This is a genomic window from Sphingopyxis sp. LK2115 (assembly GCF_014595975.1).
Classification (GTDB): Bacteria; Pseudomonadota; Alphaproteobacteria; order Sphingomonadales; family Sphingomonadaceae; genus Sphingopyxis.
The window spans coordinates 33,658-59,510 of sequence record NZ_JABWGQ010000012.1 but is presented as its reverse complement, the minus strand read 5'-3'; the positions used below and the strand labels follow the sequence as shown (position 1 = coordinate 59,510).

23 protein-coding genes are annotated in these 25,853 nt (G+C 66.3%); 11 read left to right on the top strand and 12 right to left on the bottom strand.

Features of this window, described 5'->3' with window-relative positions:
- The first annotated feature begins 7 nt into the window (after positions 1–7).
- From bamA to rpmE, 4 genes are all read left to right on the top strand, one after another.
- On the top strand, positions 8–2,698 hold the full coding sequence (gene bamA, locus HUW43_RS01845; RefSeq protein WP_188235825.1) for an outer membrane protein assembly factor BamA: 2,691 nt from the start codon (positions 8–10) through the stop codon (positions 2,696–2,698).
- Positions 2,698–3,387, top strand: a complete 690-nt coding sequence (locus HUW43_RS01840) for an OmpH family outer membrane protein (protein ID WP_188235824.1) — start codon at positions 2,698–2,700, stop codon at positions 3,385–3,387. Before bamA ends, HUW43_RS01840 begins: the two co-directional genes overlap by 1 nt.
- 5 nt (positions 3,388–3,392) lie before the next feature.
- A complete protein-coding gene (fabZ, locus tag HUW43_RS01835) occupies positions 3,393–3,875 on the top strand; it encodes a 3-hydroxyacyl-ACP dehydratase FabZ (protein WP_188235823.1) in 483 nt (160 codons plus the stop codon).
- 212 nt (positions 3,876–4,087) lie between these two features.
- Complete coding sequence (gene rpmE / locus HUW43_RS01830) at positions 4,088–4,315, top strand: 50S ribosomal protein L31 (protein WP_011542237.1); 228 nt, start codon at positions 4,088–4,090, stop codon at positions 4,313–4,315.
- 33 nt (positions 4,316–4,348) lie between these two features.
- On the opposite strand, the gene HUW43_RS01825 is transcribed toward rpmE, so the two are convergent.
- Positions 4,349–5,821: a glycerol kinase gene (locus tag HUW43_RS01825; RefSeq protein ID WP_188235822.1), complete on the bottom strand. Its 1,473-nt coding sequence runs from the start codon at positions 5,819–5,821 to the stop codon at positions 4,349–4,351.
- Positions 5,822–6,246: 425 nt separating this feature from the next.
- Here HUW43_RS01825 and HUW43_RS01820 point away from each other — a divergent pair, with 425 nt between their 5' ends.
- The 3 genes from HUW43_RS01820 (at position 6,247) to HUW43_RS01810 (ending at position 10,513) form a co-directional block, all read left to right on the top strand.
- Positions 6,247–7,626, top strand: coding sequence for a DEAD/DEAH box helicase (locus HUW43_RS01820; RefSeq protein ID WP_188235821.1), 1,380 nt, complete (start codon positions 6,247–6,249; stop codon positions 7,624–7,626).
- Between the two features lie 120 nt (positions 7,627–7,746).
- Positions 7,747–9,411: an MFS transporter gene (locus HUW43_RS01815; RefSeq protein WP_188235820.1), complete on the top strand. Its 1,665-nt coding sequence runs from the start codon at positions 7,747–7,749 to the stop codon at positions 9,409–9,411.
- A gap of 58 nt (positions 9,412–9,469) precedes the next feature.
- Positions 9,470–10,513: an alpha/beta fold hydrolase gene (locus tag HUW43_RS01810; protein ID WP_188235819.1), complete on the top strand. Its 1,044-nt coding sequence runs from the start codon at positions 9,470–9,472 to the stop codon at positions 10,511–10,513.
- Here the strand turns inward: HUW43_RS01810 and HUW43_RS01805 are convergent.
- The 6 genes from HUW43_RS01805 to HUW43_RS01780 all read right to left on the bottom strand — a co-directional run bounded on the left by HUW43_RS01805 (position 10,467) and on the right by HUW43_RS01780 (position 16,008).
- On the bottom strand, positions 10,467–11,219 hold the full coding sequence (locus HUW43_RS01805; RefSeq protein ID WP_188235818.1) for an alpha/beta fold hydrolase: 753 nt from the start codon (positions 11,217–11,219) through the stop codon (positions 10,467–10,469). The genes HUW43_RS01810 and HUW43_RS01805 overlap by 47 nt on opposite strands.
- Before the next feature lie 72 nt (positions 11,220–11,291).
- Complete coding sequence (locus HUW43_RS01800) at positions 11,292–11,534, bottom strand: hypothetical protein (protein WP_188235817.1); 243 nt, start codon at positions 11,532–11,534, stop codon at positions 11,292–11,294.
- Positions 11,535–11,752: 218 nt separating this feature from the next.
- Positions 11,753–12,424 carry a spermidine synthase gene (locus tag HUW43_RS01795; protein ID WP_188235816.1) on the bottom strand — a complete coding sequence of 224 codons (672 nt, stop codon included), beginning with the start codon at positions 12,422–12,424 and terminating at the stop codon, positions 11,753–11,755.
- A gap of 6 nt (positions 12,425–12,430) precedes the next feature.
- Positions 12,431–13,678 (bottom strand): N-succinylarginine dihydrolase, encoded by a 1,248-nt coding sequence (locus HUW43_RS01790; protein WP_188235815.1) that lies wholly within the window; start codon positions 13,676–13,678, stop codon positions 12,431–12,433.
- A gap of 123 nt (positions 13,679–13,801) precedes the next feature.
- Positions 13,802–14,803 (bottom strand): arginine N-succinyltransferase, encoded by a 1,002-nt coding sequence (locus tag HUW43_RS01785; RefSeq protein WP_188235814.1) that lies wholly within the window; start codon positions 14,801–14,803, stop codon positions 13,802–13,804.
- Positions 14,800–16,008 (bottom strand): hydrolase, encoded by a 1,209-nt coding sequence (locus tag HUW43_RS01780; protein WP_188235813.1) that lies wholly within the window; start codon positions 16,006–16,008, stop codon positions 14,800–14,802. Before HUW43_RS01780 ends, HUW43_RS01785 begins: the two co-directional genes overlap by 4 nt.
- Before the next feature lie 175 nt (positions 16,009–16,183).
- Between HUW43_RS01780 and HUW43_RS01775 the strand changes: the two genes are divergently transcribed.
- Entirely contained in the window at positions 16,184–17,371 is a 1,188-nt protein-coding gene (locus HUW43_RS01775; protein WP_223181192.1) for a GGDEF domain-containing protein, read from the top strand.
- 118 nt (positions 17,372–17,489) lie between these two features.
- Here HUW43_RS01775 and HUW43_RS01770 read toward each other — a convergent pair whose 3' ends face one another.
- Positions 17,490–17,789 carry a hypothetical protein gene (locus tag HUW43_RS01770; protein WP_188235812.1) on the bottom strand — a complete coding sequence of 100 codons (300 nt, stop codon included), beginning with the start codon at positions 17,787–17,789 and terminating at the stop codon, positions 17,490–17,492.
- Between the two features lie 167 nt (positions 17,790–17,956).
- Between HUW43_RS01770 and HUW43_RS01765 the strand changes: the two genes are divergently transcribed.
- Positions 17,957–20,050 (top strand): malate synthase G, encoded by a 2,094-nt coding sequence (locus HUW43_RS01765; protein ID WP_188235811.1) that lies wholly within the window; start codon positions 17,957–17,959, stop codon positions 20,048–20,050.
- A gap of 109 nt (positions 20,051–20,159) precedes the next feature.
- Here the strand turns inward: HUW43_RS01765 and HUW43_RS01760 are convergent, their stop codons facing one another.
- The 4 genes from HUW43_RS01760 to HUW43_RS01745 all read right to left on the bottom strand — a co-directional run bounded on the left by HUW43_RS01760 (position 20,160) and on the right by HUW43_RS01745 (position 23,034).
- Positions 20,160–20,957: a hydrolase 1, exosortase A system-associated gene (locus tag HUW43_RS01760; protein WP_188235810.1), complete on the bottom strand. Its 798-nt coding sequence runs from the start codon at positions 20,955–20,957 to the stop codon at positions 20,160–20,162.
- Positions 20,942–21,625 (bottom strand): hypothetical protein, encoded by a 684-nt coding sequence (locus HUW43_RS01755; RefSeq protein ID WP_223181190.1) that lies wholly within the window; start codon positions 21,623–21,625, stop codon positions 20,942–20,944. Before HUW43_RS01755 ends, HUW43_RS01760 begins: the two co-directional genes overlap by 16 nt.
- 144 nt (positions 21,626–21,769) lie before the next feature.
- On the bottom strand, positions 21,770–22,048 hold the full coding sequence (locus HUW43_RS01750) for an acyl carrier protein (RefSeq protein WP_188235809.1): 279 nt from the start codon (positions 22,046–22,048) through the stop codon (positions 21,770–21,772).
- A complete protein-coding gene (locus HUW43_RS01745; RefSeq protein WP_188235808.1) occupies positions 22,045–23,034 on the bottom strand; it encodes a GNAT family N-acetyltransferase in 990 nt (329 codons plus the stop codon). The genes HUW43_RS01750 and HUW43_RS01745 overlap by 4 nt, the downstream gene beginning before the upstream one ends.
- Positions 23,035–23,069: 35 nt before the next feature.
- Here HUW43_RS01745 and HUW43_RS01740 point away from each other — a divergent pair, with 35 nt between their 5' ends.
- Both HUW43_RS01740 and HUW43_RS01735 read left to right on the top strand, forming a co-directional pair.
- Entirely contained in the window at positions 23,070–24,602 is a 1,533-nt protein-coding gene (locus HUW43_RS01740) for an acyl-CoA ligase (AMP-forming), exosortase A system-associated (protein WP_188235807.1), read from the top strand.
- Positions 24,599–25,828: a pyridoxal-dependent decarboxylase, exosortase A system-associated gene (locus HUW43_RS01735; RefSeq protein ID WP_188235806.1), complete on the top strand. Its 1,230-nt coding sequence runs from the start codon at positions 24,599–24,601 to the stop codon at positions 25,826–25,828. The genes HUW43_RS01740 and HUW43_RS01735 overlap by 4 nt, the downstream gene beginning before the upstream one ends.
- Positions 25,829–25,853: the final 25 nt, after the last annotated feature.

The following is a 25,853-nucleotide window of genomic DNA, read 5'->3' as shown; positions in this document are numbered from 1 at the left end:
TTGCGGGATGAACGGCGTGGCTTCACACAAAATCTTGAGCCGGACACAATTGTCGGTGGCTCTTCTGGCCGGTACGATGCTCAGTGCGCCGCTGATGGCGCAGGATGTCGTGCCGCCGACCGTTCCGGCGCCGACGATTCCCGCGGCTGCAACGGCGCCCGCCGCCAGCACGATCCAGTCGATCACCGTCACCGGTAACCAGCGGCTCGAGGCGCAGACGATTCTGTCCTATCTGCGGCTGCGCGTCGGTCAGACCTATGACCGCGCGGTGCTCGACCAGGCGCTGAAAGACCTTGCCGCGACCGAGCTGTTCAAGGATTTCCAGATCACCGACAACAATGGCGCCCTGCAGATCCAGGTTACCGAGAATCCGGTCATCAACCGCGTGATCCTCGAAGGCAACAAGCGGCTCAAGGAAGACAAGATCCGCCCCGAAATCAAGCTGGCGCCGCGCCAGATATTCACGCGCTCGAAGGTGCGCGCCGACGTCGCGCGCATCATCGAGCTTTACAAGCGGCAGGGTCGCTTCGCCGCGACCGTCGAGCCCAAGATGGTATCGCTCGATCAGAACCGCGTCGACGTCGTGTTCGAGATTAACGAAGGGCCGAAATCCAAGGTCCGCCAGATCAATATCATCGGCAACGAAAAGTTCAGCGACGGCGACCTCAAGGACGAGATGGCGACGAAGGAAACAGGGCTGCTGACGATCCTGTCGTCGAACACCAGCTACGACCCCGATCGCCTGGCCTATGACCAGCAGAAGCTGCGCCTGTTCTACCTGACCAACGGTTACGCCGATTTCCGCGTGATTTCGGCGGTGGCGGAGCTGACGAGCAACCAGCAGGATTTCATCATCACCTATGTCGTCGAGGAGGGCGAACGATACAAGTTCGGCAACGTCGACGTGAAGAGCGAGCTGCGCGACTTCCAGCCCGAGATGCTGAAGAGCCTGCTGCCGATGAAGACCGGCGACTGGTATGACGCCAAGCTGGTCGAGGATACGGTCGAGAGCCTCAGCGAAACCGCGGGCCTGTTCGGTTATGCCTTTGCCGACATCAACCCCGAGTTTCGCCGCAATCCGGACGATCGGACGATGGACATCACGTTCAACGTCGCCGAAAGCCCGCGCACCTATGTCGAGCGCATCGACGTCAACGGCAATACGTTGACGCACGACAAGGTGGTGCGCCGCGAGTTTCGCCTCAATGAAGGCGACGCCTTCAACAGCTTCGGCGTCAAGCGGACCGAGAACCGCATCAACAGCCTGGGCTATTTCCAGGAGAATCTGGAGATCGAGCGCAAGGAAGGCAGCGCCCCCGATCGCATCATTCTGGAAACCAATGTCGAGGAAAAGCCCACGGGCGAACTGTCGCTGTCCGCCGGTTTCTCGTCGATCGAGAACTTCCTGCTCCAGGCGTCGATCCGCCAGCGCAATTTCCGCGGGCTTGGCCAGCAATTGCAGGCGTCGGTCAATTATTCGAGCTATTCCAAGTCGGTCGAGCTGGGCTTTACCGAACCCTATCTGTTCGATCGCAACATCTCGGTCGGCGGCAGCATCTATCGCCGCGACCTCAATTCGTTCAACTTCATCGACAACGACCGCCGCACGACGTTCGAGCAGGTGACGACGGGCTTCCAGATCAACGCAGGTGTGCCGCTTACCGAGTTTCTGTCCTTTTTCGGCCGTTACAGTCTCAACTATGACGATGTCACGCTCGATCGCGACATCTATTTCTTCGGCGACCAGTGCGACCCGCTGGTTGCCGGTCGCTATCTCTGCGACGCCATTGGCAAGCGCACGACGTCGCTCGTCGGCTTCACGCTCGCCTATGACGACCGCGACAACCGGATTCGCCCGACGCGCGGCCAGTCGGCGTCGATCAGCCAGGATTTCGCGGGGCTGGGCGGCAGCGTCAAATATGTCCGCACGCGCCTTGCCGCATCGAAGCACTTCAATCTCGGCAACCGCTTCATCCTCAACATCTCGGCCGAGGGGGGCTATATCCACCCCTTTGGCAGCGCGCCGACGCCGACGAGCGACAAGGTGCGCCTGACCGACCGCTTCTTCCTGGGCGAACCGCAGATGCGCGGCTTCGACATCCGCGGCGTTGGCCCGCGCGTCATCCGCTATGCCGCCACTTACGATCCGACCAACCCGGTCATCGATACCAGCAATGACAATCGCGGCCAGATCGACGACGCGCTCGGCGGTCGCGCTTATTATCAGGGACGGCTCGAACTCGACATCCCGCTCGGCACGGGTGCAAAGGAACTGGGGCTCAGGCCGTCCATTTTCCTCGACGTCGGTTCGGTGTGGAGCGTGAAGCGCCCGACGCTGACCACGCTTGAAGATTTCCGCGACACGCGCGACGGTGTTCCGGGCAGCGGGCTTTACAAGTTCCTGTGCCGCAACGCGTCGACGGGCGTGACCCAGTTTGCGGACGAAACCACCACCACGACAAATGGGGTGACCACCGGCACCGGGCAATATACCACCTGTCCCACCGGTTTTTCGTCCCTGGCGCCGTTCGAGGAACGCTTTTTCGGCGACACCTGGATGCCGCGCGTCGCGATCGGCGCCGGGGTCAATTGGAACTCCCCCTTCGGTCCCTTTCGGATCGACTTCGCTTACGCCCTTCGCAAAGAAGAGGGCGATGATACCAAACGCTTCTCATTCAACGTAGGAACCCAATTCTGATGAAAAAACTTCTTGCCGCTTCCGCGCTGGCGATTGCCGCGCTGTCGGTCTCGCCCATCCTGTCGGCCCCCGCCATCGCGCAGGCGAAGGGTGTCGCCGTCGCCGACGTGCGCGTCGCCGCCGCGCGTTCCAACGCTTTCCGCACCGCCTCGCAACAGATCGAGACCACTTACAAGGCGCAGATCGACCAGCAGCAGTCGCGCGGCCAGACGCTTCAGGCCGAAATCAACGTGCTGATCGCCAAATATAATGAAGAGGCGAAAAAGACTCCTCAGAACCAGGCCGCGCTTCAGGCGGCGGCCAAGGCGGTGCAGGACAAGCGCCAGGCCGCGCAGGCCGAACTCGCCCAGATCAGCCGACCGGTGGACCTGGCCATCGCCTATGTCGAGGATCAGATCAGCGTGCGCATGAACGATGCGATCAAGGCGGCGATGACGGCGAAAAAGGTCGACCTGCTGCTCAATCCCGACGCGGTGCTCGCGCGCGAGAACAATGTCGACATCACCGACGCGGTGGTGACCGAACTCAACCGCATCCTGCCGAACGTGTCGATCGCGGTCCCGGCCGGCTATCAGCCGGGCCAGCTCGTCCAGCAGCGCAACCAGCAGCTGATGGACGCCGCACGCGCCGCGCAGCCCGGCGCCACGCCCGCACCGGCGCCGACCGCCAACCAGCCGACGACGCGCTAAACGCGATGGCGGCCGGGGAAGGCAGCGTGGACGAAGCGATGGGGCCGGCGGACATTCGCCGCGTCCTTGGCCTTCTGCCGCATCGTTATCCGATGCTGCTCGTCGACCGGGTGGTGTCGATGGTCAAGGACCAGTCGATCCACGCGGTCAAGGCAGTGACGATGAACGAGCCCTTTTTCCAGGGCCATTTCCCCGGCCGACCGATCATGCCGGGCGTCCTGATCGTCGAGGCGCTGGCGCAGGCGGGCGGCGTGCTCGCGATCGAATCGCTCGGCCTCGCGGGATCGGGCAAGCTCGTCTATTTCATGGGCATCGACGGCGTGAAGTTCAGAAAGCCGGTCGAACCCGGCCATCTGCTAGACCTGCACGTCACCATCCTTCAGGCAAAGCGCAACATCTGCAAATTCGAGGGCCGCGCGATGCTGGACGGGCAACTCGCGACCGAATGCCAGTTCACCGCGATGATCGCCGACCCGCCGAGCGATTGAGTCGCTTTACGATATTCCGTTTGCCCCGACCTTGTCGACGGGCCGCTCTTTCTGTCGACGCCGCAGGAAGAGGGACGGTGCTTCGACAAGCTCGGCACGAACGGGGTTTGGGTTGCATTTTGCCTTTCAGCCCAGTAAGGGCGCCGCTTCGCGTCCCCGGACGCACAGACTCAAGCTCGCTGGTCGGAAACCAGCGGCACAGGAGCCAGGACATGAAAAAAGACATTCACCCCGACTATCACATGATCACGGTCAAGATGACCGATGGCACCGAATATCAGACGCGCTCCACCTGGGGCAGCGAAGGCGACGTGATGACGCTGGAAATCGACCCCACGGCACATCCGGCATGGACGGGCGGCCAGGGGCGTATGCTCGACAGCGGCGGCCAGGTTGCCAAGTTCAACAAGCGTTTCGGCGGCCTCACCCTCAAGCGTTGAGGGCCGTTGCCCTCGCCTTTGCGGGGCCGACGATCAGCCCAAAACCTTCGCAAGCGCGCCTTGCCACCCGGCAAGGCGCGTTTTGCGGTTCTGGACGTCCAGCGCGGGCGTAAAGCGCGTCGCGGTGCCGCGCATCGCCTGTGCCGCGGTCTTAAGGTCGGGATAGAGACCCGCGCCGGTCGCGGCGAGCATGGCGGCGCCGAGCGCGGTGCTCTCGACGAAATCGGGCCGCTCGACCGTCAGATCGAGCATGTCGGCCAGATCCTGCGCCATCCAGTCGTTCGCCGCCATGCCGCCGTCGATTCGGAGCTCGGCCCAGTCGACCCCGTCAGCGGCGAAGGCGGATTTGAGGTCGTGCGCCTGATAGGCCTGCGCTTCGAGCGCTGCGCGCGCCACATGCGCCTTGGTGCTGGCAAAGCTGAGGCCTGACAGCGCCGCCAGCGCATCGGGCCGCCAGTGCGGCGCACCCAGCCCCGACAGCGCCGGGATGAGATAGACGCCGCCATTGTCAGCGACCGATCGCGCCAAACCCTCGCTTTCGCCCGCGCTTGCGAGCAGGCCCAGTCCGTCGCGCAGCCATTTGATGAGACTGCCCGCAACGAATACCGATCCTTCGAGCGCATAGGAACGGACGTCCCCTTCCTGCACCAGGACAGTCGCAAGCAGGCGATTCCGAGAAACCGGCCGAGTGGTTCCGCTCGCCGACAGGATGAAGGCGCCGGTGCCGAAGGTCGCCTTGGTTTGCCCCGGCACCAAACATGCCTGACCGATCGTTGCCGCCTGCTGGTCGCCGGCCATGCCGCAGATCGGGATCGCGCCCCCGAACAATGTGGGATCGGTTGTGCCGACGGTCGTGGTGCAGCCCACGATCTCGGGCAGCGATCGCATCGGCACGCCGAACAGATCGCAAAGCCCGGCATCCCAGCCGCCCTGACGCTCGATCGCCATCAAGGCGGTGCGCGACGCATTGGTCGCGTCGGTGACATGCGCGCCGCCGGTCAGCCGATAGACGAGCCAGGATTCGATCGTCCCGACGGCGAGCCGGTCGCCCGCCTCGCAGAGCTGCGGCCAATGCCTGAGTGCCCAGCCAATCTTGCTGCCGGAGAAATAGGGATCGAGCAGCAATCCGCTCGCCCGCTGCACCGTCGCCTCGTGCCCAGCGTCCTTGAGCGCGGCGCAGTCGGCGGCGGTGCGCCGGTCCTGCCACACGATTGCGCGGGCGAGCGGGGCGCCCGTCTGGCGGTCCCAGAACACCACCGTCTCCCGCTGGTTGGTGACGCCGATCGCCGCGACATGATCCGGCCCACCCGCGCGGGCGATCATCTCGCGCGTGCAGGCGAGCGTCGCCTCCCAGATCTCGGCGGCGTCATGTTCGACAAGGCCGGGCGCGGGATAATGCTGGCTTATCTCCCGCTGCGCACTGCCGAGCGGCGTGCCGTCGGCGCCGAAGAGCATCGTGCGGGTCGAGGTCGTGCCCTCGTCGATGACGATGATCTTTTCGGCCAAAATATATCCCCTCTGTTTACCCGAATGTCTGCCAAAGGCCGCGGGGCAGGACAAGGGTTCACGCGAAGACGCGAAGGCGCGGAGAAGGCAGGGAAACGATTGTCGACCTCTGCATCATTTTCTTTCTCTTCTGCGACCACTGCGCCTCTGCGCCTATCCTCTTTCTTTCTTCCAGCGGCGCCCAAGCAATTATCTTGCAATTGCGCACAGTCCATGCCATATGATTGTGCAGCGCAACATGGCGGACTCATCCGCCGCAACCACCGGCAGCGTGATTTTCCCGCCCCAAGAAGGCGCGGGTCGAGCCGGAAGCGCTTTGTCCTTAAGAGGCACCCTTTCACGCGGGTCGTTTCGAGCCCGCGGTCCGTGCGCCGTCCGTTCGCGCGCGAACGGATGCGCCTGCGCGTCGCGCATAGTGAGTATATATGAAGACTTTCAACGACTTTGACCTGCACGCCGACATCAATCGTGCGCTTGCGGCCAAAAAATATAGCCAGCCGACCCCGATCCAGCTTCAGGCAATCCCGGTGCTGAAACAGGGCCGCGACCTGTGCGGCATCGCGCAGACCGGCACCGGCAAGACCGCGGCCTTTTCGTTGCCGGCGATCCACCATCTTCTGACCTATCCGCATCGCGCCAACCCGCGCGGTTGCCGGATGCTCGTCCTCTCGCCGACCCGCGAGCTGGCGGCTCAGATCGCGCAGAGCTGTCGCGATTACGGCCGCTTTACCGAGCTCAGCGTCGCGACGGTGTTCGGCGGCGTGCCGATCAACCGGCAGATCCGCGACCTTGCACAGGGCGTCGACATTCTCGTCGCCACGCCCGGCCGCCTGCTCGACCTCATCGACCAGCGTGCGCTGCGTCTCGACGATGTCGAAATCTTCGTCCTCGACGAAGCCGACCAGATGATGGACATGGGTTTCATCCATTCGCTGCGCCGTATCGCCAGGCTGCTCCCGTCGCGCCGCCAGAACCTCTTTTTCTCGGCGACGATGCCCAAGGAGATCGCGGGGCTCGCCGACCAGTTCCTCAACGATCCGGTCACCGTGTCGGTGACGCCGCAGGCGACCACCGCGGAAAAGATCCGTCAGTTCGCCACCTTTGTCGAGCAGAAGGAAAAACAGGCGCTGCTGACGTCGGTGATCCAGCGCGAGGACATCGACCGCGCGCTCATCTTCACGCGCACCAAGCACGGCGCCGACCGTGTCGTTCGTCATCTGGCGGGCGCGAAGATCAAGGCGATGGCAATCCATGGCAACAAAAGCCAGGCGCAGCGCACCCAGGCGCTCCAGGCCTTTCGTTCGGGGGAGATCAAACTGCTCGTCGCGACCGATATCGCCGCGCGCGGCATCGACGTGTCGGGGGTCAGCCATGTCATCAACTTCGAGATTCCGAACGTCCCCGAACAATATGTCCACCGCATCGGCCGCACCGCGCGCGCCGGCGCCGAGGGCAAGGCGATCAGCTTCATCGCGCCCGACGAACGCCCCTATATGCGCGACATCGAGCGCGTGACGCGGACCAGGGCCGAACCGATGCCGTTGCCCGACAATTTCGGCGAACTGGTGCGGAGCCTCCCCAGGCCGGTCCAGCCGCCGCGCGATACCGGCAGCAAGGGCCGCAACCCGCAGCGCCAGCGCGAAGACGCCATGCGCGGCCGCGGTCCGGGCAAGCCGGGCGGCGATCGCGGCCCGCGCCGCGATGGCGCGGCCGGCGAAGGCGCCGAAGGCCAGCGCAAGCGTCGTTTCCGCCCGCGCAACAAGAGCGTCGGCGCGCACAAGGGCGCGGTGAAGCGCGTCGGTTGATGCGGTAAACCTTCCTCTTTTTTCCGTGTGCGCCGAGCTTGTCGAAGCACCGTTCTTTCCTTTAGCGTGGCTGAAAGAAGGACGGTCCTTCGAAAGGCTGAGGGCGAACGGGGAAAGATAATGACCGAGCAAGCCGCGACGCCCGTCGACACCCGCCAGAGCGAGCGCAAGGTCATTCTGGCCTCTTCGCTGGGCACGGTGTTCGAATGGTATGATTTCTACCTCTATGGCCTGCTCGCGACGGTCATTTCGGCGCAATTCTTTTCGGGCGTCAACGAAACCACGGGGTTCATCTTTGCGCTCGCGGCCTTTGCCGCGGGCTTTGCGGTCAGGCCGTTCGGCGCAATCGTCTTTGGGCGCATCGGCGATCTTGTCGGTCGCAAGAACACCTTTCTGGTGACCATGGGGCTGATGGGCGGGTCGACCTTCCTCGTTGGCCTGCTGCCCAGCTATGCGTCGATCGGCGTCGCGGCGCCGATTCTGCTCGTGCTGCTGCGGCTGGTGCAGGGTCTTGCGCTGGGCGGCGAATATGGCGGCGCCGCCACCTATGTCGCCGAACATGCGCCTGACGGGAAGCGCGGGCTGTTCACCAGTTTCATCCAGACGACCGCGACGCTCGGCCTGTTCGCGGCGCTCGGCGTTGTCATCGTCATCCGTTCGGCGATGGGCGAAGCGGCGTTTGCCGACTGGGGCTGGCGCATTCCGTTCCTGATCTCGATCGTCCTGCTTGGCATTTCGCTCTGGATTCGCCTCCAGCTCGAAGAAAGCCCCGTGTTCAAGCAGATGAAGGTCGAAGGGACGACGTCGAAGGCGCCGCTGACCGAAGCGTTCGGGCGCTGGGCCAATCTCAAATGGGTGCTCGTCGCGCTGTTCGGCGCGGTCGCGGGGCAGGCGGTGGTCTGGTATTCGGGGCAATTCTATGCGCTTTTCTTCCTCGAAAAGACGCTGAAGGTCGACGGCGCGACCGCGAACATATTGATCGCCATCGCGCTCGCGCTCGGCACACCATTTTTCATCCTCTTCGGCTGGCTCAGCGACAAGGTGGGGCGCAAGCCGATCATCCTTGCGGGCTGCGCGCTTGCGGCGCTCACCTATTTCCCGGCGTTCCAGATGCTGACCCAGGCGGCGAATCCCGCAATGGCAAAGGCGCAGGCCAGCGCGGCGGTGCGCGTCACCGCAGACCCCGGCACCTGCACCTTCCAGTTCGATCCCGTCGGCAAGGAAAAGTTCGAAAGCACCGGCTGCGACATTGCCAAATCGGCGCTTGCCAAGGCCGGGGTCAGCTACACCAGCGTGACGCGGCCGCGCCATACGGGCGACGCCGCCGACGTCTGGATCGGCGACCGCGTGCTGATCGCGCCCGAACCGTGGCGGATCGCCGAGGAAGATCGCGCCGCGGCCGTCGAGGCCTTTCGAAGCGAGCTCGCCGCCGCGACCGCCGCCGCGGGCTATCCCGCCAAGGCCGACCCCGCGCGGATCAACAAACCGCTCGTCGTCGCGATCCTCTTCTACCTCGTGCTGCTCGTGACGATGGTATATGGTCCGATCGCCGCGCTGCTCGTCGAGCTTTTCCCCAGCCGCATTCGCTACACCGCCATGTCGTTGCCCTATCATATCGGCAACGGCTGGTTCGGCGGATTCCTGCCGACGACGGCGTTCGCGATGGTCGCCGCGACGGGCAATATCTATTACGGCCTCTGGTATCCGGTGATCGTGGCGCTGATCACTTTGGTGGTCGGCCTGTTGTTCCTGCCCGAAACTTTCCGCCGGTCGATCCATCAATAGCGGATATTGACGTCGGTAGGGCGTGGGTTAGGTTCCCCTCCGTCTTGAGGGGCGCGCGATGATTGCCGACGACGATCTGGATTTCGATCCGCCGCCACCGCCGCGGCGGCCGTTCTACCGGCGCAAGCGCGTCCTGGTCCCGCTCGCCCTGCTCGCGGCGTTCATCGCCGCTTTCCTGCTGCTCCTGACCCCCGACACCGACCGCGAAGCGATGATCGCCAAATATGGCGGACCCGGCGCCGCCTTCGCAGCGGGGCCGGCGGGTCAGCGGATTCACTATCGCGATCAGGGACGCCGTGACGGCCCCGCGATTGTCCTGCTCCACGGATCGAACGCGAGTCTCCATACATGGGAGCCGCTGGTCGAAAGGCTCGGCGGCGAATATCGCATTGTAACACTCGACCTGCCGGGGCACGGGCTGACCGGCGCGATCCCCGGCCGCGACTATAGCGCCGCCGCGATGATCGAGGCGGTCGATGTCGTTGCGGCAAAGCTGGGGCTCGACCGGTTCGTCCTCGGCGGCAATTCGATGGGCGGCTGGGTTGCGTGGCGCTACGCGCTCGAACGCCCGGCGCGGATCGAGGCGCTGCTGTTGCTCGACGCCGCCGGGATGCCGCTTCGCAAGGGCGAGCGGCCACCTGAATCGAACGTCGGTTTTCGCCTGCTCGAATATCCCCTGGGTCGCTGGCTTGCGACGCGGATCACTCCGCGGATGCTTGTCGAACAGTCGCTGCGAGGCTCGGTCGAGAAGCAGGAGATCGTCGATGAAGCGATGATCGATCGCTATTGGGAATTGCTGCGCTTCCCCGGCAATCGCGAGGCGACGGTGATCCGCGCTCGGACCGGCCGCGAACCCGAAATGGCGGCACGGGTGCGGGAGATCAGGGCGCCGATGCTGATCCTGTTCGGCGATCGCGACCGGATCATCCACCCGAGCGCGGCACAGACTTTCCACGAGCGCGTTGCGGGGTCGGAACTGCTGCTGCTGCCGGGTATCGGGCATCTTCCGATGGAGGAGGCGCCCGACGCGACCGCCGCGGCGATCGCGGGATTCCTCAAGCGGCGGCTTGCAATGCGGGCGGCTGATCCAGAAACGCGCTGACCCGCGCCGCGATGGCCGCGGCGTGGGTGAAGGGAAAGAGGTGCGAACCCGGCACCACTTCCAGCACCGCGCGGTCGATCAGGTCGGCGATCGCCTGACCGTGGCAGGCGGGCACGACGCCGTCGCGCTCGCCCATCAGCACCAGCACCGGCACATCCTTCAGCCGCGGCAGCATCGTCGCGCTGGTCCAGCCTGCCATCGCCATGGACTGATAGGCAAGGCCGAGCGGTGTCGCCGTCGGCAGCCTGAGCCCGCTCGCCAGCATGTCGTCGTCGAGCAGCGCGGCCCAGCCGATCCCCGGCGCGCCGACACTGGGCGTCGTCGCCATCAGCACGAGGCGACGCACGCGCCCTGGAAACTGGATCGCGATCTGCTGCGCCAGCGCGCCGCCCCAGCTGAAACCCGCAATGTCGAGCGCGGTGTGACCGAAGCGCCCGGCGATCTCCATGACGATTGCCGCCATCGTCGGCGCCGAATAGGGGAGCAGCGCGTCGGGCGAGCCGCCGACGCCCGGCATGTCGAGCGTCCACACCTCGCGCCCGTGCATCTGCGCGAGGAGCGGCGCGGCGGCGGCGATGTCGGCGCCGATGCCGTTGAGGAACAGCAGCGGCGCGCCGGGAGCGCCTTCACGCCAGCGCGCGACGCGCAGCGTCAGGCCATAGACATGCTGGGTGCTGATGGCCGGGTGGCCTTCGATCCTGCTCATGCAACGCGCCTTGACACAGTCGAGAGACGTAAGAAAGTCCGCTCTGGCTTCGCCCGGATGACGGCAGGAAAATCAGGCGTCTGTCTGTCTCGCGGCCTCGGCCGCCTGTTCATAGCGCAGACAATCGAAAATCTTTGCGCCCGCGAGGAATACCGCGCCGGTGCAGGCCAGCATCAGCAGCTTGCCGCCCAACCCTGGATATTCGTGCAGATAGGCGGACCCCCGCGCCATCGCCCCGACGGCGAGCGCATAGATGATGAGGCACGCCTCGAGGCGGGTCTTGATGACGAACAGGCGTCCGATCTTCTTCAGCATCGTCAATGTCCAAGCAAGCGCCGTGCCAGCCGCGCGAATGCAGGGTTTGCCAGGCGGCAGATATAGTAAACTGTAAATTAACCCGACAGCCGGGGCAAGGCGCATGGGTTCCGGGGTGGGATAAGCCAACGCTTGCTTTTAGGCACCATGGACCCCGGCATTCTTCGGGATAGGGCAACTTTCGGTCGAAAGCCGACCGCCTGCTGGACAGCCTGACCCTAATCCCTGTGCGCGAACCAGATGATGTGCCGCGCACCCTTGCCGCCTGCGCGCGCACGAACGCCGACCTCTTCGACCCTGAAGCCCGCCCCGGCCAACCGCCGCGCAAAGCGGGCATCGGGTGCGGCCGACCAGATCGCAAGGAGTCCGCCGGGACGCAGCGCCGCCTTCGCGGCGGCCAGGCCGACCGATGAATAGAGCCGGTCGTTCTGCGCGCGGACCAGTCCGTCGGGGCCGTTGTCGACGTCGAGCAGGATCGCGTCATAGCGCCCGCGTCCCTCGGCAATGACAGCAGCCACATCGCCCATGACCAGATCGACACGTGGATCGTCGAGGCAGCCCGCCGCGAGCGCGGCCATCGGCCCGCGCGCCCAGTCGATGATCGCGGGGACCAGCTCGGCGACGGTGACGTTGGCACCCGGTCCCAGCACGGCCAACGCCGCGCGAAGCGTAAAGCCCATGCCATAGCCGCCGATCAGCAGATGCGCCTGCGCCGCGCTGCGCAGCCGATCGCAGCTCATCACCGCCAGCGCTGCTTCAGAGCCGCTCACGCGGCTGCTCATCAGCTCATTGCCGCCGATTGCGATGATATATTCGTCGCCGCGCCGGAACAGGCGCAGCGGCTCGCCGCCCGGCACCGGCGCCGTGTCGATCAGTTCGCGAATCTGCAAGTCGCGTCAGCCCAGTTCGGCCAGATCGAGCGCGTCGAGCAGCGCGGCGCGGGCCTTGCGAACGTCGGCCATCAGCGCGGTCGAGGCAAGGTCCGCCGGCGCGATCGCCTCCGGCCAATGCGCCGCAACCACCTGGGCGATCCGGTCAAGCTTTTCCTCGTCGGCGATGAAGCGCGGATCGACCGTGGCGGGATCGGCGACGACGCGCAGCCGAAGGCACGCCGGGCCGCCGCCGTTCGCCATCGATTGCCGCACATCGACGGGCAGCAAGCGGCGGATCGGGCCGTTGCCGACGATCATCTCTTCCAGCCAGCTCCACACCGCGGGGGTTTCGCGCGCCTCGGTCGGCAGCACCAGCGCCATACCCCCTTCGGGCAGGCTGACGAGCTGGGCGTTGAACAGATAGGATCTGATGGCGTCGGGCAAGCTGACCGCGCTTGCGGGCACCTCGACGATTTCGACCGCGGGAAAGGCCGCGCGGATTTCGGCGTGCGCGGCTTCGCGATCCTCGAACGCGGTTTCGTGGGTGAACAGCACATGTTCGTTCGCGACCGCTACCACGTCGTTGTGAAAGGCGCCGCCCTGGATCGCGGTGTCCGACTGTCGGATGAACAGCGTGCGCGCCGGGTCGAGCCGGTGGTTGCGCGCCACCGCCTTCGACGCGTCGAGATGTTGGCGTGCAGGGAAGCGCCCGCCGCCGACGCCATAGACGAAGATTTCGACCCCGGCGCCGTCGTGCCCGCTGCACAGCCGCATATGGTTTGCCGCGCCTTCGTCGCCGAAGGGGGCAGGGATCGGCGCGTGCACGGCAAAGGCGGGGTGCGCAAAGGCGAGGCGAAGCTGCGCCAGCGTCCCCGGCCATTCGTGGCTGCGGTGCGGCATGGTGACGAGGTTGGCGACGGTGAGGTGGCATTTGCCGTCGGCGCAGTCGGGCGCGGGCGAGACGGTCGCGGCGTTTGCTGCCCACATCGACGAGGCCGACCATGCCTGCGCGCGCAAATGGCCTTCGGCCGCCTCGGGCGAGGTGCCAAGCTGGGCAAGCCATGGCGCGTCAGGGCGATCGAGCGGCACGAAAAAGCCTTGCGGCAGGCCAAGCGCAAGGTTGTGGCGCATCTTTTCTATGCCCTGCAGCGCGGCGGCGCGCGGCTGCGACACGTCGCCCGCATGGCTTGCCGAGGCGATATTGCCGCGGCTCAGCCCGGCATAATTATGCGTCGGGCCGATGATCCCGTCGAAATTGATTTCGGTGAGCATGGTTTTCTTTCCAACTATCCAGCCAAAGCCGTTTGCCCTGAGCTTGTCGAAGGGCCGTTCATTCTTTGCGGCACTCAAAAGGGAAAACGGTGCTTCGACAAGCTCAGCACGAACGCAAGAGGGTCATCGTCCTATCCAGCTGATCGTGTCGCCAACCCCGACATTCAATATGCGCGCGGCGTCGGCGTCGATCCGGCCATCGGCATCGACCTTGCCAAAGCAGCAGCGGAAATCCGCGAGCCGACCGGTTGCGATCAGCGCATCTTCGCCGCCTTCGGCGATGCCCGTCAACTCGATATGGCGCGCGTCGCGGATACTGGCCACCTGGTCGGTGCGCGCAGTCATCGTCGGACCGCCGTCGAAAATGTCGATGTAGTTTTCAAAGGCGAAGCCCTCGTTTTCCAGCATCCGCATCGCGGCGCGCCCGGTGGGGTGCGGAACGCCGATCACCGCGCGCGCGGTTTCGGGCAGCATCGCGATATAGACGGGATGCTTGGGCATCAGGTCGGCGATGAACTGGTTGCCGTGGACCGCGTTGAACTGGTCGGCTTCCTGAAAGCTCATCCCGAAAAACTTGCCGGCGACTCCGTCCCAGAAGGGCGAACCGCCCGCCTCGTCGATCACCCCGCGCAGTTCGGCAAGGATGCGGTCGGCGAAGCGCGCACGATGGCGCGCGATAAACAGATAGCGCGAGCGTGCGAGCAGCAGCCCCAGCCCGCCGGCGCGCGCCGCCGGGTGCAGGAACAATCCGCCGACTTCGCTGGCGCCGTTCAAATCGTTGCTCAGCATCAGCACCTGCGCGTGAAAGGTGCGGCCCAGCTGTTCGCTGTGCTTGCTGTCGGTGCCGATGCGATAGGAATAAAAGGGCCAGCGCTGGCCGACCTGCCCGAAGATCTGGCAGGTGCCGCGCACCTCGCCGCTGTCGATATCTTCGAGCACCATCAGATAGAGTTCGTCGGCGGGATATTCCTTTTCCGACGCAAAGCTCGCCTCGGCGCGTTCGAGCTTGGCGCGCAGCGCTCTTTTGTCGGGAGGCAGGTTGGTGAAACCGCCACCCGTCAGTTTCGCCATTTCGTAGATGCTTTGCAGGTCGCCCGGTTTGGCCGCCCGGATCACATAATTCACACAGTCCCCCGTTCCGCTATTCGCAACATGGTCAGCGCCGACAGCTGCGCGCGTTCGGCGAGGCTGTCGACGATCAGATATTCGTCCGATGAATGAATCGCGCCGCCGCGCGGACCCATGGTGTCGACCACGGGGATGCCGCAGGCGGCGATGTTGTTGCCATCGCACACGCCGCCCGTCGCCTTCCACGCAATGTCGATTCCCAGCGCGGCGCCGCATGACCGAACCAGTTCGAACAGTCGCGTCGCGGCGGGGTCGAGCGGTTTGGGCGGGCGATTGAAACCGCCGTGAATGTGGCAATGCACGTCATGTTCGCGCGATACCGCTGTGACCGCGGCGCGCAGCGCATTTTCGGCTTCGCCCATCGCTTCGCGCGTCGACGGGCGCATATTGACGCGCAGGATCGCGCTGTCGGGGACGACATTGTTCGGGCCGCCGCCGTCGATTTTTGCAGGATTGACCTTGAGCGACGGCGACTTGAGCTGCGCAAGCCGCAACGCCAGATCGGCCGCCGCCAGGAGGGCGTTGCGGCCGTCGTCCGGATTGCGCCCCGCGTGCGCCGACCGGCCATGGACGATCACCGAAAAATTGCCGCTGCCCGGCCGTGCGCCCGCCAGCGTGCCGTCGGGCAGCGCGGGTTCGTAGGTGAGCGCCGCGGTCTTGCCGCGCGCCAGTTCGGCGATCAGCGCCGCCGACGCGTGGCTGCCCGTTTCCTCGTCGCTGTTGATCAGCACGTCATAACCGACGCGGGCGGCGAGCGGCGAGCGTTCGAGCGCGGTCAGCGCGGCGAGGATCACCGCGATCCCGCCCTTCATGTCGGCGGTGCCGGGGCCGTTGAGCACCCCATCATCGAGCCACTTCAGCGTCTGGAACGGATGGTCGGCGCCGAACACCGTGTCCATATGACCGGTCAGCAGCAATTGCACCGGCGCCTCCGGGCGCACGCGAAGGTGCAGATGGTCGCCGCGCTGGATGATGTTCACTTGCCCCGCTGCGTCGACGCTCTCGACCGGATCGGGGGCGACAAGCCGGACCTCGCCGGGCAAGGCGGCAAAGGCGTCGGCAAGCTGACTGGCGACCGCCTTCAGCCCCGCCAGATTGCCCGTGCCGCTATTTACCGCCGCCCAGCGTTCGACCTGCGCCAGCATCGGCGCATCGGCGGCGTGTTCGAGGGCCGCCCGTTCGGTTGTCGTCATGGATGTCATGGCGCGGCTATAGCGAGCGGCGCGCCGCTTTGGCACCCCCGCCCGCGATTTTGTCGCCGTCATGGGCCGCATCGCGGGTTTCGGATGCGGGATCGGTTATCGCGACCGGGAATATCGCGAATTGCAAGGCGTTAACCGAACCTTGGGGACCAGGGCCTAGGCTGGCTGAAAATTGATGAGCGAGCCGATGTCCGTCGCCTTTGTCCTTGGCATCAACATGTCCGTCGCCGGCCTGATCGCCGCGGCGTTCGCCGTGATTGCGGCGACGAACCGGACGGCGCGCGGCGCCTGGTGGCTCGCGGCCGGAAGCGCGCTGGGCATCGTCAATGTCGGCCTGGAGTTCCTGTTGACGCACCAGGTCGATCCGACGCCCATCGGCATCAGCATATTCCTGGTCTTTCTGATGGCGCAGAGTTTCGCCCTGATCGGCGTCGCATCGCATTACCGGGTCGCGCCGCCATGGACCGCGATCGCGACGATCTGGGTGCTGACGATCCTGGCGGTGCCGGTGATTTTCAGCCTGCCCTATGGATCGTCGCCGCGACTGACGCTTTATCAGATGCCCTATTTCGCGATGCAATCGCTCTTTGCCATCATCATCCTGCGGTCGGGGCGGCGGCAGGTGCTCGACCTGTTGCTGATCGCGCTGCAGATCGTTGCGGCGCTGATCTATCTGGCCAAGCCGCTGATCGCGGCGGTTGTCGGCACCGCGAGTTCGCCCCAGGGCTATATCGCGTCGACCTATGCGGCGATTTCGCAAAGTGGCAGCGTCGTTGCGCTGTTGGCGATCGCGCTCGTCCTGTTGCTGGTGATGATGCGCGATACGACCGCCGAAATCGTCGCGCGATCCGAAACCGATCCGCTGTCGAGCGTGCTCAACCGGCGCGGTTTCGAACAGCATGCCGGGATGGCGTTGCTGCGCGGCGGCGAGACGGCGGTGCTGATCGCGGCCGACCTCGACGATTTCAAGACGATCAACGACAGCTTCGGCCATGCCGCAGGCGACGGCGTGATCGCGCATTTCGCCGCGATGCTGGTCGACGCCGCCCCCGCCGACGCCATCGTTGGCCGCATCGGCGGCGAGGAGTTTGCCGTGCTGGTCCCCGACGCGATGCTGTCGGACGGGCGCATCTATGCCGAACGGGTGCGCGCCGCCTTTGCCGCGGCGCGGTTGCCGGTGCTGGGAGTCGATCGCGGCTTTACCGCCTCGTTCGGCGTCGCGCAGCGCGTGGGGGAAGATTCGCTGTTCGACCTGCTGCGCCGTGCCGATGCCGCGCTTTATCGTGCCAAGGCAAGCGGTCGGAACCAGGTTTGCGTCGCGCTGGGCGAGATGGTGCCGACGTCGGCGGTTGGCGCGGCGTGAGGCCTGATCCGACCCGGCTTGTGACCTGCATGTTCCCATCAGCGCCACCCGCAACCGACCGGAGATGGACCCCCGGCTTTGCGGCGACGCGCAGGCGTTTTGCCGTCATGTCATCAGGCTAAACCCCCAACAGCGGGATATCCTCCTCCCGCGGCGGGGCGGCGTCGAAGCCGGGCAGGGGGGCAAAGTCATCGTCGCTGAGCACGACCGCCGCGAGCCCGCCGAGTTTGAAATGGCCGAGCCGTGGTTCCTCGTCCGCCCGCCAATTCTTGCCCAGGTTGAGCGCGCTGACGAACAGGTCGCCATGCCGTTCGAACAACAGGTGCGGCGCAAGCGTCAGCGACTGGCCGTTATACCGCGCCGTCACCAGTTTTTTGCGCGCGATGGCTTCCATCAATTTCAGTCGTGTATCGTCCATGAATCCGGTCGTTTGGGGAGATGTTTTTTCGTGGTCCAGTGCAACCTAACCCAGGCCGTCGGGCTTGAAAAGCGCCCATTGCCAATCGAAACCAATCGCGGCATAGGGCGGCTGCCCTTTCCTCCCCGGGTCCACGGGCGCAGCCGCGCCGACCAGAGGGTGATAGCATGACCGAATTTCTCGACCGCTCCGGCCTGTCCGTCGATTCGCGGCTGGCCGATTTCATCGAGCAGCGCGCGCTGCCGGGAACGGGGCTGGACGCTGCGCGCTTCTGGGCCGACTTCGCGGCTTTGCTTGGCAGATTCGCGCCGGAAAATGCGGCGCTGCTGGCGAAGCGCGAGGATTTGCAGGCCCGGATCGACGCCTGGCATCTGGATCGAGAAGGTCAGCCGCACGATCCCGCCGCCTATCAGGCCTTTCTTGCCGACATCGGCTATCTCGTCCCCGAACCCGCGCCGTTCCAGATCGGCACGGCGAACGTCGATCCCGAAATCGCGACGATGGCGGGGCCGCAACTGGTCGTGCCCGCATTGAACGCCCGCTTTGCCCTTAACGCCGCCAATGCGCGCTGGGGCAGCTTGTATGACGCGCTTTACGGCACCGATGCGCTTGACGCGCCGCCCGCAAAGCCCGGTGGTTATGATGCGCCGCGCGGCGCCGCGGTGATCGCGCGCGCCAAGGCGTTCCTTGACGAAGCGGCGCCGCTGGCATCGGGCAGCTGGGCCGACTGGCAGGGCGGCCAGCCGGCGCTTGCCGACCCGGCGCAATGGGTCGGCAGCAAGCCCGGCGGCATCCTGCTTCGCCACAACGGCCTGCATATCGAACTGGTGATCGACCCGGACAGCCCCATTGGAAGGGCCGACCCGGCGGGAATCGCCGATGTCGTGCTGGAAGCCGCGCTGACGACGATCATCGACCTGGAAGACAGCGTCGCAGCGGTCGATGGCGAGGACAAGACGCTCGGCTATGCGAACTGGCTGGGGTTGATGCGCGGCGACCTTGCCGAAAGCTTTGAGAAGGGGGGGCGGATCGTCAAGCGCGCGATGGCCGCCGACCGTCAATGGATCTCTCCGTCGGGCGAACCGTTCACCCTGCACGGGCGCAGCGTGATGTTCGTGCGCAATGTCGGCCATCTGATGACGACGCCGATGATCCGGCTGCCCGGTGGCGCCGAAGCGCCCGAGGGGCTGTGCGATGCGGTCGTCACCAGCCTGTGTTCGCTTCACGACCTGAAAGGACTTGGAACCCTTACGAACAGCCGTGCGGGCAGCATCTATATCGTCAAACCCAAGCAGCACGGGCCAGAGGAATGCGGTTTCACCAACCGGCTGTTCGACGCGGTCGAGGATATGCTGGGGCTGGCGCGTCACACGATCAAGGTCGGGGTGATGGACGAGGAACGCCGCACCAGCGCCAATCTTGCGGCGTGCATCCATGCGGTGAAGGACCGGATCGTTTTCATCAACACCGGCTTTCTCGACCGCACCGGCGACGAGATCCACACGTCGATGCGCGCGGGGCCGATGATTCCCAAGGGCGAGATGAAGGCATCGGACTGGATCGCCGCCTATGAGGACCGCAACGTCCGCATCGGGCTGGCCTGCGGGCTGTCGGGCAAGGCGCAGATCGGCAAGGGCATGTGGGCGATGCCGGACCTGATGCGCGCGATGCTGGAAGCGAAGATCGGCCATCCGAAATCGGGCGCGAACACCGCCTGGGTGCCCTCGCCGACCGCTGCGACCCTCCACGCGCTGCATTATCATATGGTCGATGTGTTCGCGCGGCAGCGCGAGATTGCGGGCGAAGCTGTGCCGTCGCTCGACCGCCTGCTCGCCATTCCCGTCGCGACGGGGCGCAACTGGAGCGAGGCGGAGATTGCCCGCGAGCTCGACAATAATTGCCAGGGCATATTGGGCTATGTCGTGCGCTGGATCGACCAGGGGGTCGGCTGTTCCAAGGTGCCCGACATCGACGACATCGGGTTGATGGAGGATCGCGCGACGCTGCGGATCAGCAGTCAGGCGCTTGCCAACTGGCTGCTCCACGGCGTTTGCACGCCCGCGCAGGTCGATGCCGCGCTGGCGCGGATGGCGGCAAAGGTCGATGCGCAGAATGCGGGCGACCCGCTGTACGAGAAGCTGACGCCGGATGGCGTCGCGTGGCAGGCGGCGCGGGCGCTGATCTTTGAAGGCGTGACGCAGCCGTCGGGCTATACCGAGCCGCTGCTGCACAAATATCGGCAGATGAAAAAGGCGGGGTAAGCGGCGGGGCGCGGCCCATACCGGCCGTCGCCGCCTTTCATCGGGGTGCAACGTCAAGGCGAACCATCGCCCGCGCCCCAATGCGCCATCGCTTGCCGACGCGACGACATCAACGGCCCAAAATCGTCAATATCCGCGCCGCCAGCCAGTCGGCATCGTCGCCTGCAAAGCTGTGCGAGGCGCTTGCGATGCGTTCGACGGGCAAGCGCGCCAGAATTGCCGGGCAGTCGGCGGCGAATGCCTGCGCGGTGCGGTCGCCGGTCGCGAGCAGGATCGTCGCGGGAATGGCAAGGCGCCGGGCCGCCGCGTCGAGGCGCGCGGCGAGGCTGTCCGGCGCGGCGGCTTGTTTGGGGCGGCGCAGCGCCGCAAGGCCGCGGCGCAGCTTGGCGAAATCGACCTCGCCGCGCAGCAGGCGCAGCAGGCTTTCGGGATTGGTGAGCCGCGACAGGTAACGCGCGCGGATCGCCGCGGCGGGGGGCAGCGCGGGTTCGTCGGCGGTCTCCGCCGCGGCCTCATAGGTCCAGGGGTTGGCGAGGATCAGCGCGTCGAGCGGCAGCGGCTGGTGGAGGAGAAGCGCGCTCGCCGCGTCGCAATTGCCGAAGGCGGCGACCCGTTCGACATGCGGTGCAGCGTCGCGGAACGCGGCGATCGCGGCGGCGATGTCGGGCGCGCTGCTTTCAAAGCCGCCGTTCGCCCCCTCGCTGTCGCCGATGCCGCGACGGTCAAAGCGGAACACCGGATAGCCTGCATCGGCGATGCGCGCCGCGAGCATCGCCATGCCGCGATGCGCGCCGCTGCGGATTTCATTGCCGCCCGATACGATGAGCAGCCCGGTCGTTCCCGGCGCCTCGTCGAGCGTGGCGGCAAGCGCCGCGCCGTCGCAGGGGAAGCTCAGCCGATGCCGCACGTCGCGCTCCATGCCGCAATGTCGGCGGCAATCGCGTTGACCATGGCCGCGTCCTCGCCGGGCTCGGCGCGCAGCCACAGCGGCGTGCCGACGATGGCGTCGGCGCCGCCGCCGCCGACGGTGACGGTGCGGAGCGGTTCGACAGGCCGGATTTCCGCGCTGCCCAACTGCGCGATCATGGCGGGCGACAGGCGATTGCCCGCGAGCAACAGCGGCGCGGTGGCGGCATCTGCTTGCAGGCTGTCGAGCGACGAGGTGACGCCGCTTTCGCGGTCGGCGGCGACACGCGCGCGCAGAAGGGTGCGGAGCAGCGCGGCGCCGCCAACGGGGGCGAGGCGCCACCAGGCGGTGGCTTTCGCATGGTGGTCGATCAACGCGCCGCCACGCAGAGCGGCGATGATAAGGGGGCCGTCGATGGCGGCTGCGACGTCGGCCAATGCGCCTTGCCAGGCGGCAAGGTCGACCTGTTCGAGCGGGACCAGGCTTTCATTCTGCCCGGGAAGGTCGGGGATCAGGGTCGCAAAGCCGTCCGCGGCCAGCGCGCGCATCGCGCATACGAGGGTGCGGCGAATGCGGTTGGCTTCGTCGAACAGCGGCGGGACGAAAAGGATGGTGGCGCGCGGCGTGCCGACGGGGGCGATGCGGAACTGATGTTCGGGGGCGGACATCGCGTTACCCGTCAGCAGCTCTGACCCACCGCCGTTTGTCCTGAGCTTGACGAGGGACCGTCCTTCTTCTTTCCAGGGTCCGAAAGAATGGAACAGCCCTTCGGCAAGATCAGGGTGAACGCGGAAAGCGAGTGCTCCATGCCGTCAACCCGTCACCTTGCGCGTCACAAAGGCGAGCAGGTTGCCATAGGTTTCAAAGATTTCGCCCTCGATCTCGTCATCGTCGATGAGGATGCCAAGGCGGTCCTCCATCTCGGTGAGCACCGTCGCGACCGCCATTGAGTCGAACTCGGGCAGCGCGCCGAACAGCCCGCTGTCGTCAGAGAGCGCGGCCGCGCGGTCGGTCCCAAGACCCAGCACGTCGGCGAGCAGCGCGCGGAGGGCGGCGTCGACGCCCGATGTTTGGGAGGCGGAATCGGTCACGTGTCTTTCCTCAAAATCGATCGGGCAAAGGCTTTCAACGCCGGTCCCCATGCCGCGGCGCGCGACGGATTGAAAGCCTCGATGCGCCACAAGGGATCGTGGCGGTTCATCCAGTCGCGCTTGTAGGCATCGTTGCCGGTGCCGAAATCGACCCGGCGGACACCGTCGACCTCGATCACATGGCGGAACAGCGCGGCCGAGAGCAGGGTGCCGGGGGACGCTTTCAAGCTGTCCTCGACATGCGCGAGCTTGTGGATGAAGGCGGTGCCGCCCTCGACGGTCCAGAACTGCGCCGCGACGGGCATATGGTCGATGCGCGCGATCCCCATGCGCAAGGTGCCGCGCGCCCCTTCCATTTCGGCAAAGGCGCGGAGCAGGGCGGGGTGCCCTTCTTCGGGTTTCCAGCTTGCGGCGTATATCTGTTCATAGGCGGCCCAGCTTCCGGGATCGAACTCGGTCAGCAGCTGAATGTCGACGATGCCCTTTTTCGCCTTGCGCCGGACGGTGCTGCGCAGCGCGCCGGGGCGGCTCGCCCACCAGGCGGCATGGTCCATCCCGCCGAGGTCGAGCCAGTGGCGATCGCCCGCGGGGGTGGCTTGCACCCACCAGCCGGCGGCGCGCAGCGCCGCGGCGATTCGGTCCTGTTCGCCTTCGATCACGGGATAGAGCGACAGGCGGGCGGCCTCTGCGCGCAGGCGCCTGAACAGGTCGGCGAGCGCCGCCGGGCGGTCCCCGGTTCCGATGAACAAGGGCCGGATCGCGAAACTGTACCAGTTGGTCAGGCCCGCCAGATGTGCGGCCCTTTCACGGCGCAGCGGCAGAACCGCCGTGGCGGCGGCGCACGAACCCCTGGCATCGACGCGGCCCTTGCCCGCAAAGCCATAGGCTTCGAGCAGATCGAACCATTCGGCGCGGTCGAAAGGCGAGGCGAAGTCTGCGGCGCGCGCCGCATCGTCATTAGCCTGATCTTCACCGTTCCCTTGCATGGTGCGCCCCTCTATCATCCCACCCCTAACAGCCGATGACCAAGCCCCAAAATCCCGTGTCGCATCCAATTGACCATCTCGCCCGCCGCGGCGCGATGGACGCGACTGCGCTGCTGACCGGCGAGCGGAGCACGACCTACGCCGAACTCGATGCAGGCGTGGGACGGCTTGCCGCATGGCTGCGCGAACAGGTCGGCGATCCGGGCGAGCGCGTCGCGAGCTGGAGCGCCAAGACGCGGCTTGCTTGCCTGATGCCGCTCGCCGCGGCGCGCGCGGGGCTGATCCATGTGCCGATCAACCCGCTGCTCAAAGGACCGCAGGCGCAGCATATCCTGGCCGACAGCGGGGCGAAGCTGCTCGTCACCAACGCGGCGCGCGCCGAGGCGCTGGGCGATGGGTTGCCCGCGGGATGCGCGCTGCATGATCTGAAGGCGGCCGAGCAAGCCATGGATTCGGGCGGAGAGGCGTTGCCGCCGTCGAAAGCCGACCCCGATGACCTTGCCGCCATTCTTTATACCAGCGGTTCGACCGGACGGCCCAAGGGGGTGATGCTGAGCCACGCGAATCTGTGGCTCGGCGCCGAAAGCGTCGCCACCTATCTGAAGCTGGCGCCGGCCGACCGCGTGCTTGGCGTGCTGCCCTTGAGCTTCGATTATGGGCAGAATCAGTTGTTGTCGAGCTGGTATGCGGGCGCCGCCGTCGCGCCGCTCGATTATCTGACCGCGCGCGACGTCATGAAGGCGGTGGCGCGGCACGGCATTACCACGCTGGCGGGTGTGCCGCCGCTGTGGGTGCAGCTGGTCGAGAGCGACTGGCCGGCCGACACAGCCGCGTCGCTCAGGCGCCTGACCAACAGCGGCGGGGCGCTGACGCCGTCGCTGATCGACGCGATGCGCCGCACTTTCCCCGCCGCCGACATCTATCCGATGTATGGGCTGACCGAGGCCTTTCGATCGACCTGGCTCGAACCCGGGTTCGTCGCCGATCATCCGACGTCGATGGGGCGCGCGATCCCGCACGCCGAAATCCTTGTCTGCCGCGGCGACGGCACGATCACCGCCGACGAAGAGCCGGGCGAGCTTGTGCATTGCGGGCCGCTCGTCGCCAAGGGTTACTGGCGCGACGCCGCGCGCACCGCCGAGCGGTTCCGCCCGGCGCCCGCCGCCTCGCTTTATGGCGGCACGGCGGTCTGGTCGGGCGATACGGTCCGGCGCGATGCGAACGGCCTCCTCTATTTCGTCGGCCGCGACGATGCGATGATCAAGACCGCCGGCAACCGCGTCAGCCCGACCGAGATCGAGGACGCCGCGATCGCATCGGGGCTGGTTTATGAAGCGGTCGCGTTCGGCATTCCCGATACGCGGCTGGGCGCGGCGATCATATTGATCGTGCGCGGCCGGGATGGCGGCGCCGACCGGGATGCGCTCGCCGCCCATCTTCGCCGCACCCTGCCCAATTTCATGCAGCCGCAGACGATCGAATGGCGCGACGCGCTGCCGCGCAATCCCAACGGCAAGCTCGACCGCGTGGCGATCGCCGCCGATTGGGCACGGAAAGCGGCGGCATGAAGCCGCACGGGCCGATCCCGCCCGGTTTCCGGGCCGATCCCGACGGGATGTTGCTGATCGGCGGCGACCGCGCCGAATCGCTCGCCGATGCGGCGGGCGACACGCCGCTGTTCGTCTATGACAGTGCGATGCTCTGCGCGCGCGTCGCCGAATGGCGCGCGGCGATGCCTGCGGAGGTGCAGCTTCATTATGCGATGAAGGCCAATCCCTATCCGCCGCTGCTCGCCTTCATGGCCGGGCTGGTCGACGGGTTCGACGTGGCGTCGGGCGGCGAGCTCAGGGCCGCGCTGGCGAGCGGGATGGCGGCGGTGCACATCAGCTTTGCCGGGCCGGGCAAGCGTGACCGCGAACTGGAAGCGGCGATTGCCGCGGGCGCGACGGTCAATCTCGAATCGGCGGGCGAGGCGGAACGCGCGCTGGCGATCGCCGACCGCCTCGGCGCGGCGCCGCGGCTGGCGGTGCGCGTCAATCCCGACTTCGACCTCAAGGGATCGGGGATGAAGATGGGCGGCGGCGCCAAGCCCTTTGGGGTCGACGCAGCCGCGGTTCCGGCGCTTGTCCGTCGCCTGATCGACGCGGGCGCCGACTGGCAGGGCTTTCATATTTTCGCGGGATCGCAGGCGCTTGACGCCGCCGCCATCGCCGAAACACAGGCGCAGACGGTGGCGCTTGCGGCGCGGCTTGCCGACGCGATCGGCGCCGCGCCGCCGCTCGTCAACCTGGGCGGCGGGATGGGCGTGCCCTATTTCCCCGGCGATACGCCAGTCGATGTGGCGGCGGTGGGAGAGGCGCTCGGCGCGACGCTCGCCGCGCGCGGCGCCGGGCTGGCGGAAAGCCGCTTCGCGATGGAGCTTGGCCGCTGGCTGGTCGCCGAAGCGGGCGTCTATCTGACGCGCGTCGTCGACCGGAAGGTCAGCCATGGCGAAACCTTTCTCGTCACCGACGGCGGGTTGCATCACCAGCTCGCAGCAAGCGGCAATTTCGGCACCGTCATCCGCCGCAACTATCCGATCGCGGTGGCCGGTTCGTTCGGCCGCGAAGCCGTCGAGACCGTCTCGGTCGTCGGCTGTCTGTGCACCCCGCTCGACCGGCTGGGCGACCAGGTCGCGCTGCCGCGCGCCGGGGTCGGCGACCTCATCGCGATCTTTCAGGCGGGGGCCTATGGCGCAACCGCCAGCCCGGCGGCGTTTCTGGGCCAGGGACCGGCGCGCGAGATGCTCGTATAGCTGCGAAACTGTCCCTAATCGGGAC

Excerpts from the sequence above, each read along its gene's own strand:
- bamA (WP_188235825.1), top strand. The coding sequence starts at position 8 with ATGAACGGCGTGGCTTCACACAAAATCTTGAGCCGGACACAATTGTCG.
- HUW43_RS01800 (WP_188235817.1), bottom strand. The coding sequence starts at position 11,534 with ATGCTGAAGAAGATCGGACGCCTGTTCGTCATCAAGACCCGCCTCGAG.
- HUW43_RS01745 (WP_188235808.1), bottom strand. The coding sequence starts at position 23,034 with ATGCAAGGGAACGGTGAAGATCAGGCTAATGACGATGCGGCGCGCGCC.
- HUW43_RS01805 (WP_188235818.1), bottom strand. The coding sequence starts at position 11,219 with ATGAGCAGGATCGAAGGCCACCCGGCCATCAGCACCCAGCATGTCTAT.
- HUW43_RS01820 (WP_188235821.1), top strand. The coding sequence starts at position 6,247 with ATGAAGACTTTCAACGACTTTGACCTGCACGCCGACATCAATCGTGCG.
- HUW43_RS01755 (WP_223181190.1), bottom strand. The coding sequence starts at position 21,625 with ATGTCCGCCCCCGAACATCAGTTCCGCATCGCCCCCGTCGGCACGCCG.
- HUW43_RS01735 (WP_188235806.1), top strand. The coding sequence starts at position 24,599 with ATGAAGCCGCACGGGCCGATCCCGCCCGGTTTCCGGGCCGATCCCGAC.
- HUW43_RS01840 (WP_188235824.1), top strand. The coding sequence starts at position 2,698 with ATGAAAAAACTTCTTGCCGCTTCCGCGCTGGCGATTGCCGCGCTGTCG.
- fabZ (WP_188235823.1), top strand. The coding sequence starts at position 3,393 with ATGGCGGCCGGGGAAGGCAGCGTGGACGAAGCGATGGGGCCGGCGGAC.
- HUW43_RS01770 (WP_188235812.1), bottom strand. The coding sequence starts at position 17,789 with ATGGACGATACACGACTGAAATTGATGGAAGCCATCGCGCGCAAAAAA.
- HUW43_RS01765 (WP_188235811.1), top strand. The coding sequence starts at position 17,957 with ATGACCGAATTTCTCGACCGCTCCGGCCTGTCCGTCGATTCGCGGCTG.
- HUW43_RS01815 (WP_188235820.1), top strand. The coding sequence starts at position 7,747 with ATGACCGAGCAAGCCGCGACGCCCGTCGACACCCGCCAGAGCGAGCGC.
- HUW43_RS01810 (WP_188235819.1), top strand. The coding sequence starts at position 9,470 with ATGATTGCCGACGACGATCTGGATTTCGATCCGCCGCCACCGCCGCGG.
- HUW43_RS01775 (WP_223181192.1), top strand. The coding sequence starts at position 16,184 with ATGAGCGAGCCGATGTCCGTCGCCTTTGTCCTTGGCATCAACATGTCC.
- HUW43_RS01780 (WP_188235813.1), bottom strand. The coding sequence starts at position 16,008 with ATGACATCCATGACGACAACCGAACGGGCGGCCCTCGAACACGCCGCC.
- HUW43_RS01790 (WP_188235815.1), bottom strand. The coding sequence starts at position 13,678 with ATGCTCACCGAAATCAATTTCGACGGGATCATCGGCCCGACGCATAAT.
- rpmE (WP_011542237.1), top strand. The coding sequence starts at position 4,088 with ATGAAAAAAGACATTCACCCCGACTATCACATGATCACGGTCAAGATG.
- HUW43_RS01740 (WP_188235807.1), top strand. The coding sequence starts at position 23,070 with ATGACCAAGCCCCAAAATCCCGTGTCGCATCCAATTGACCATCTCGCC.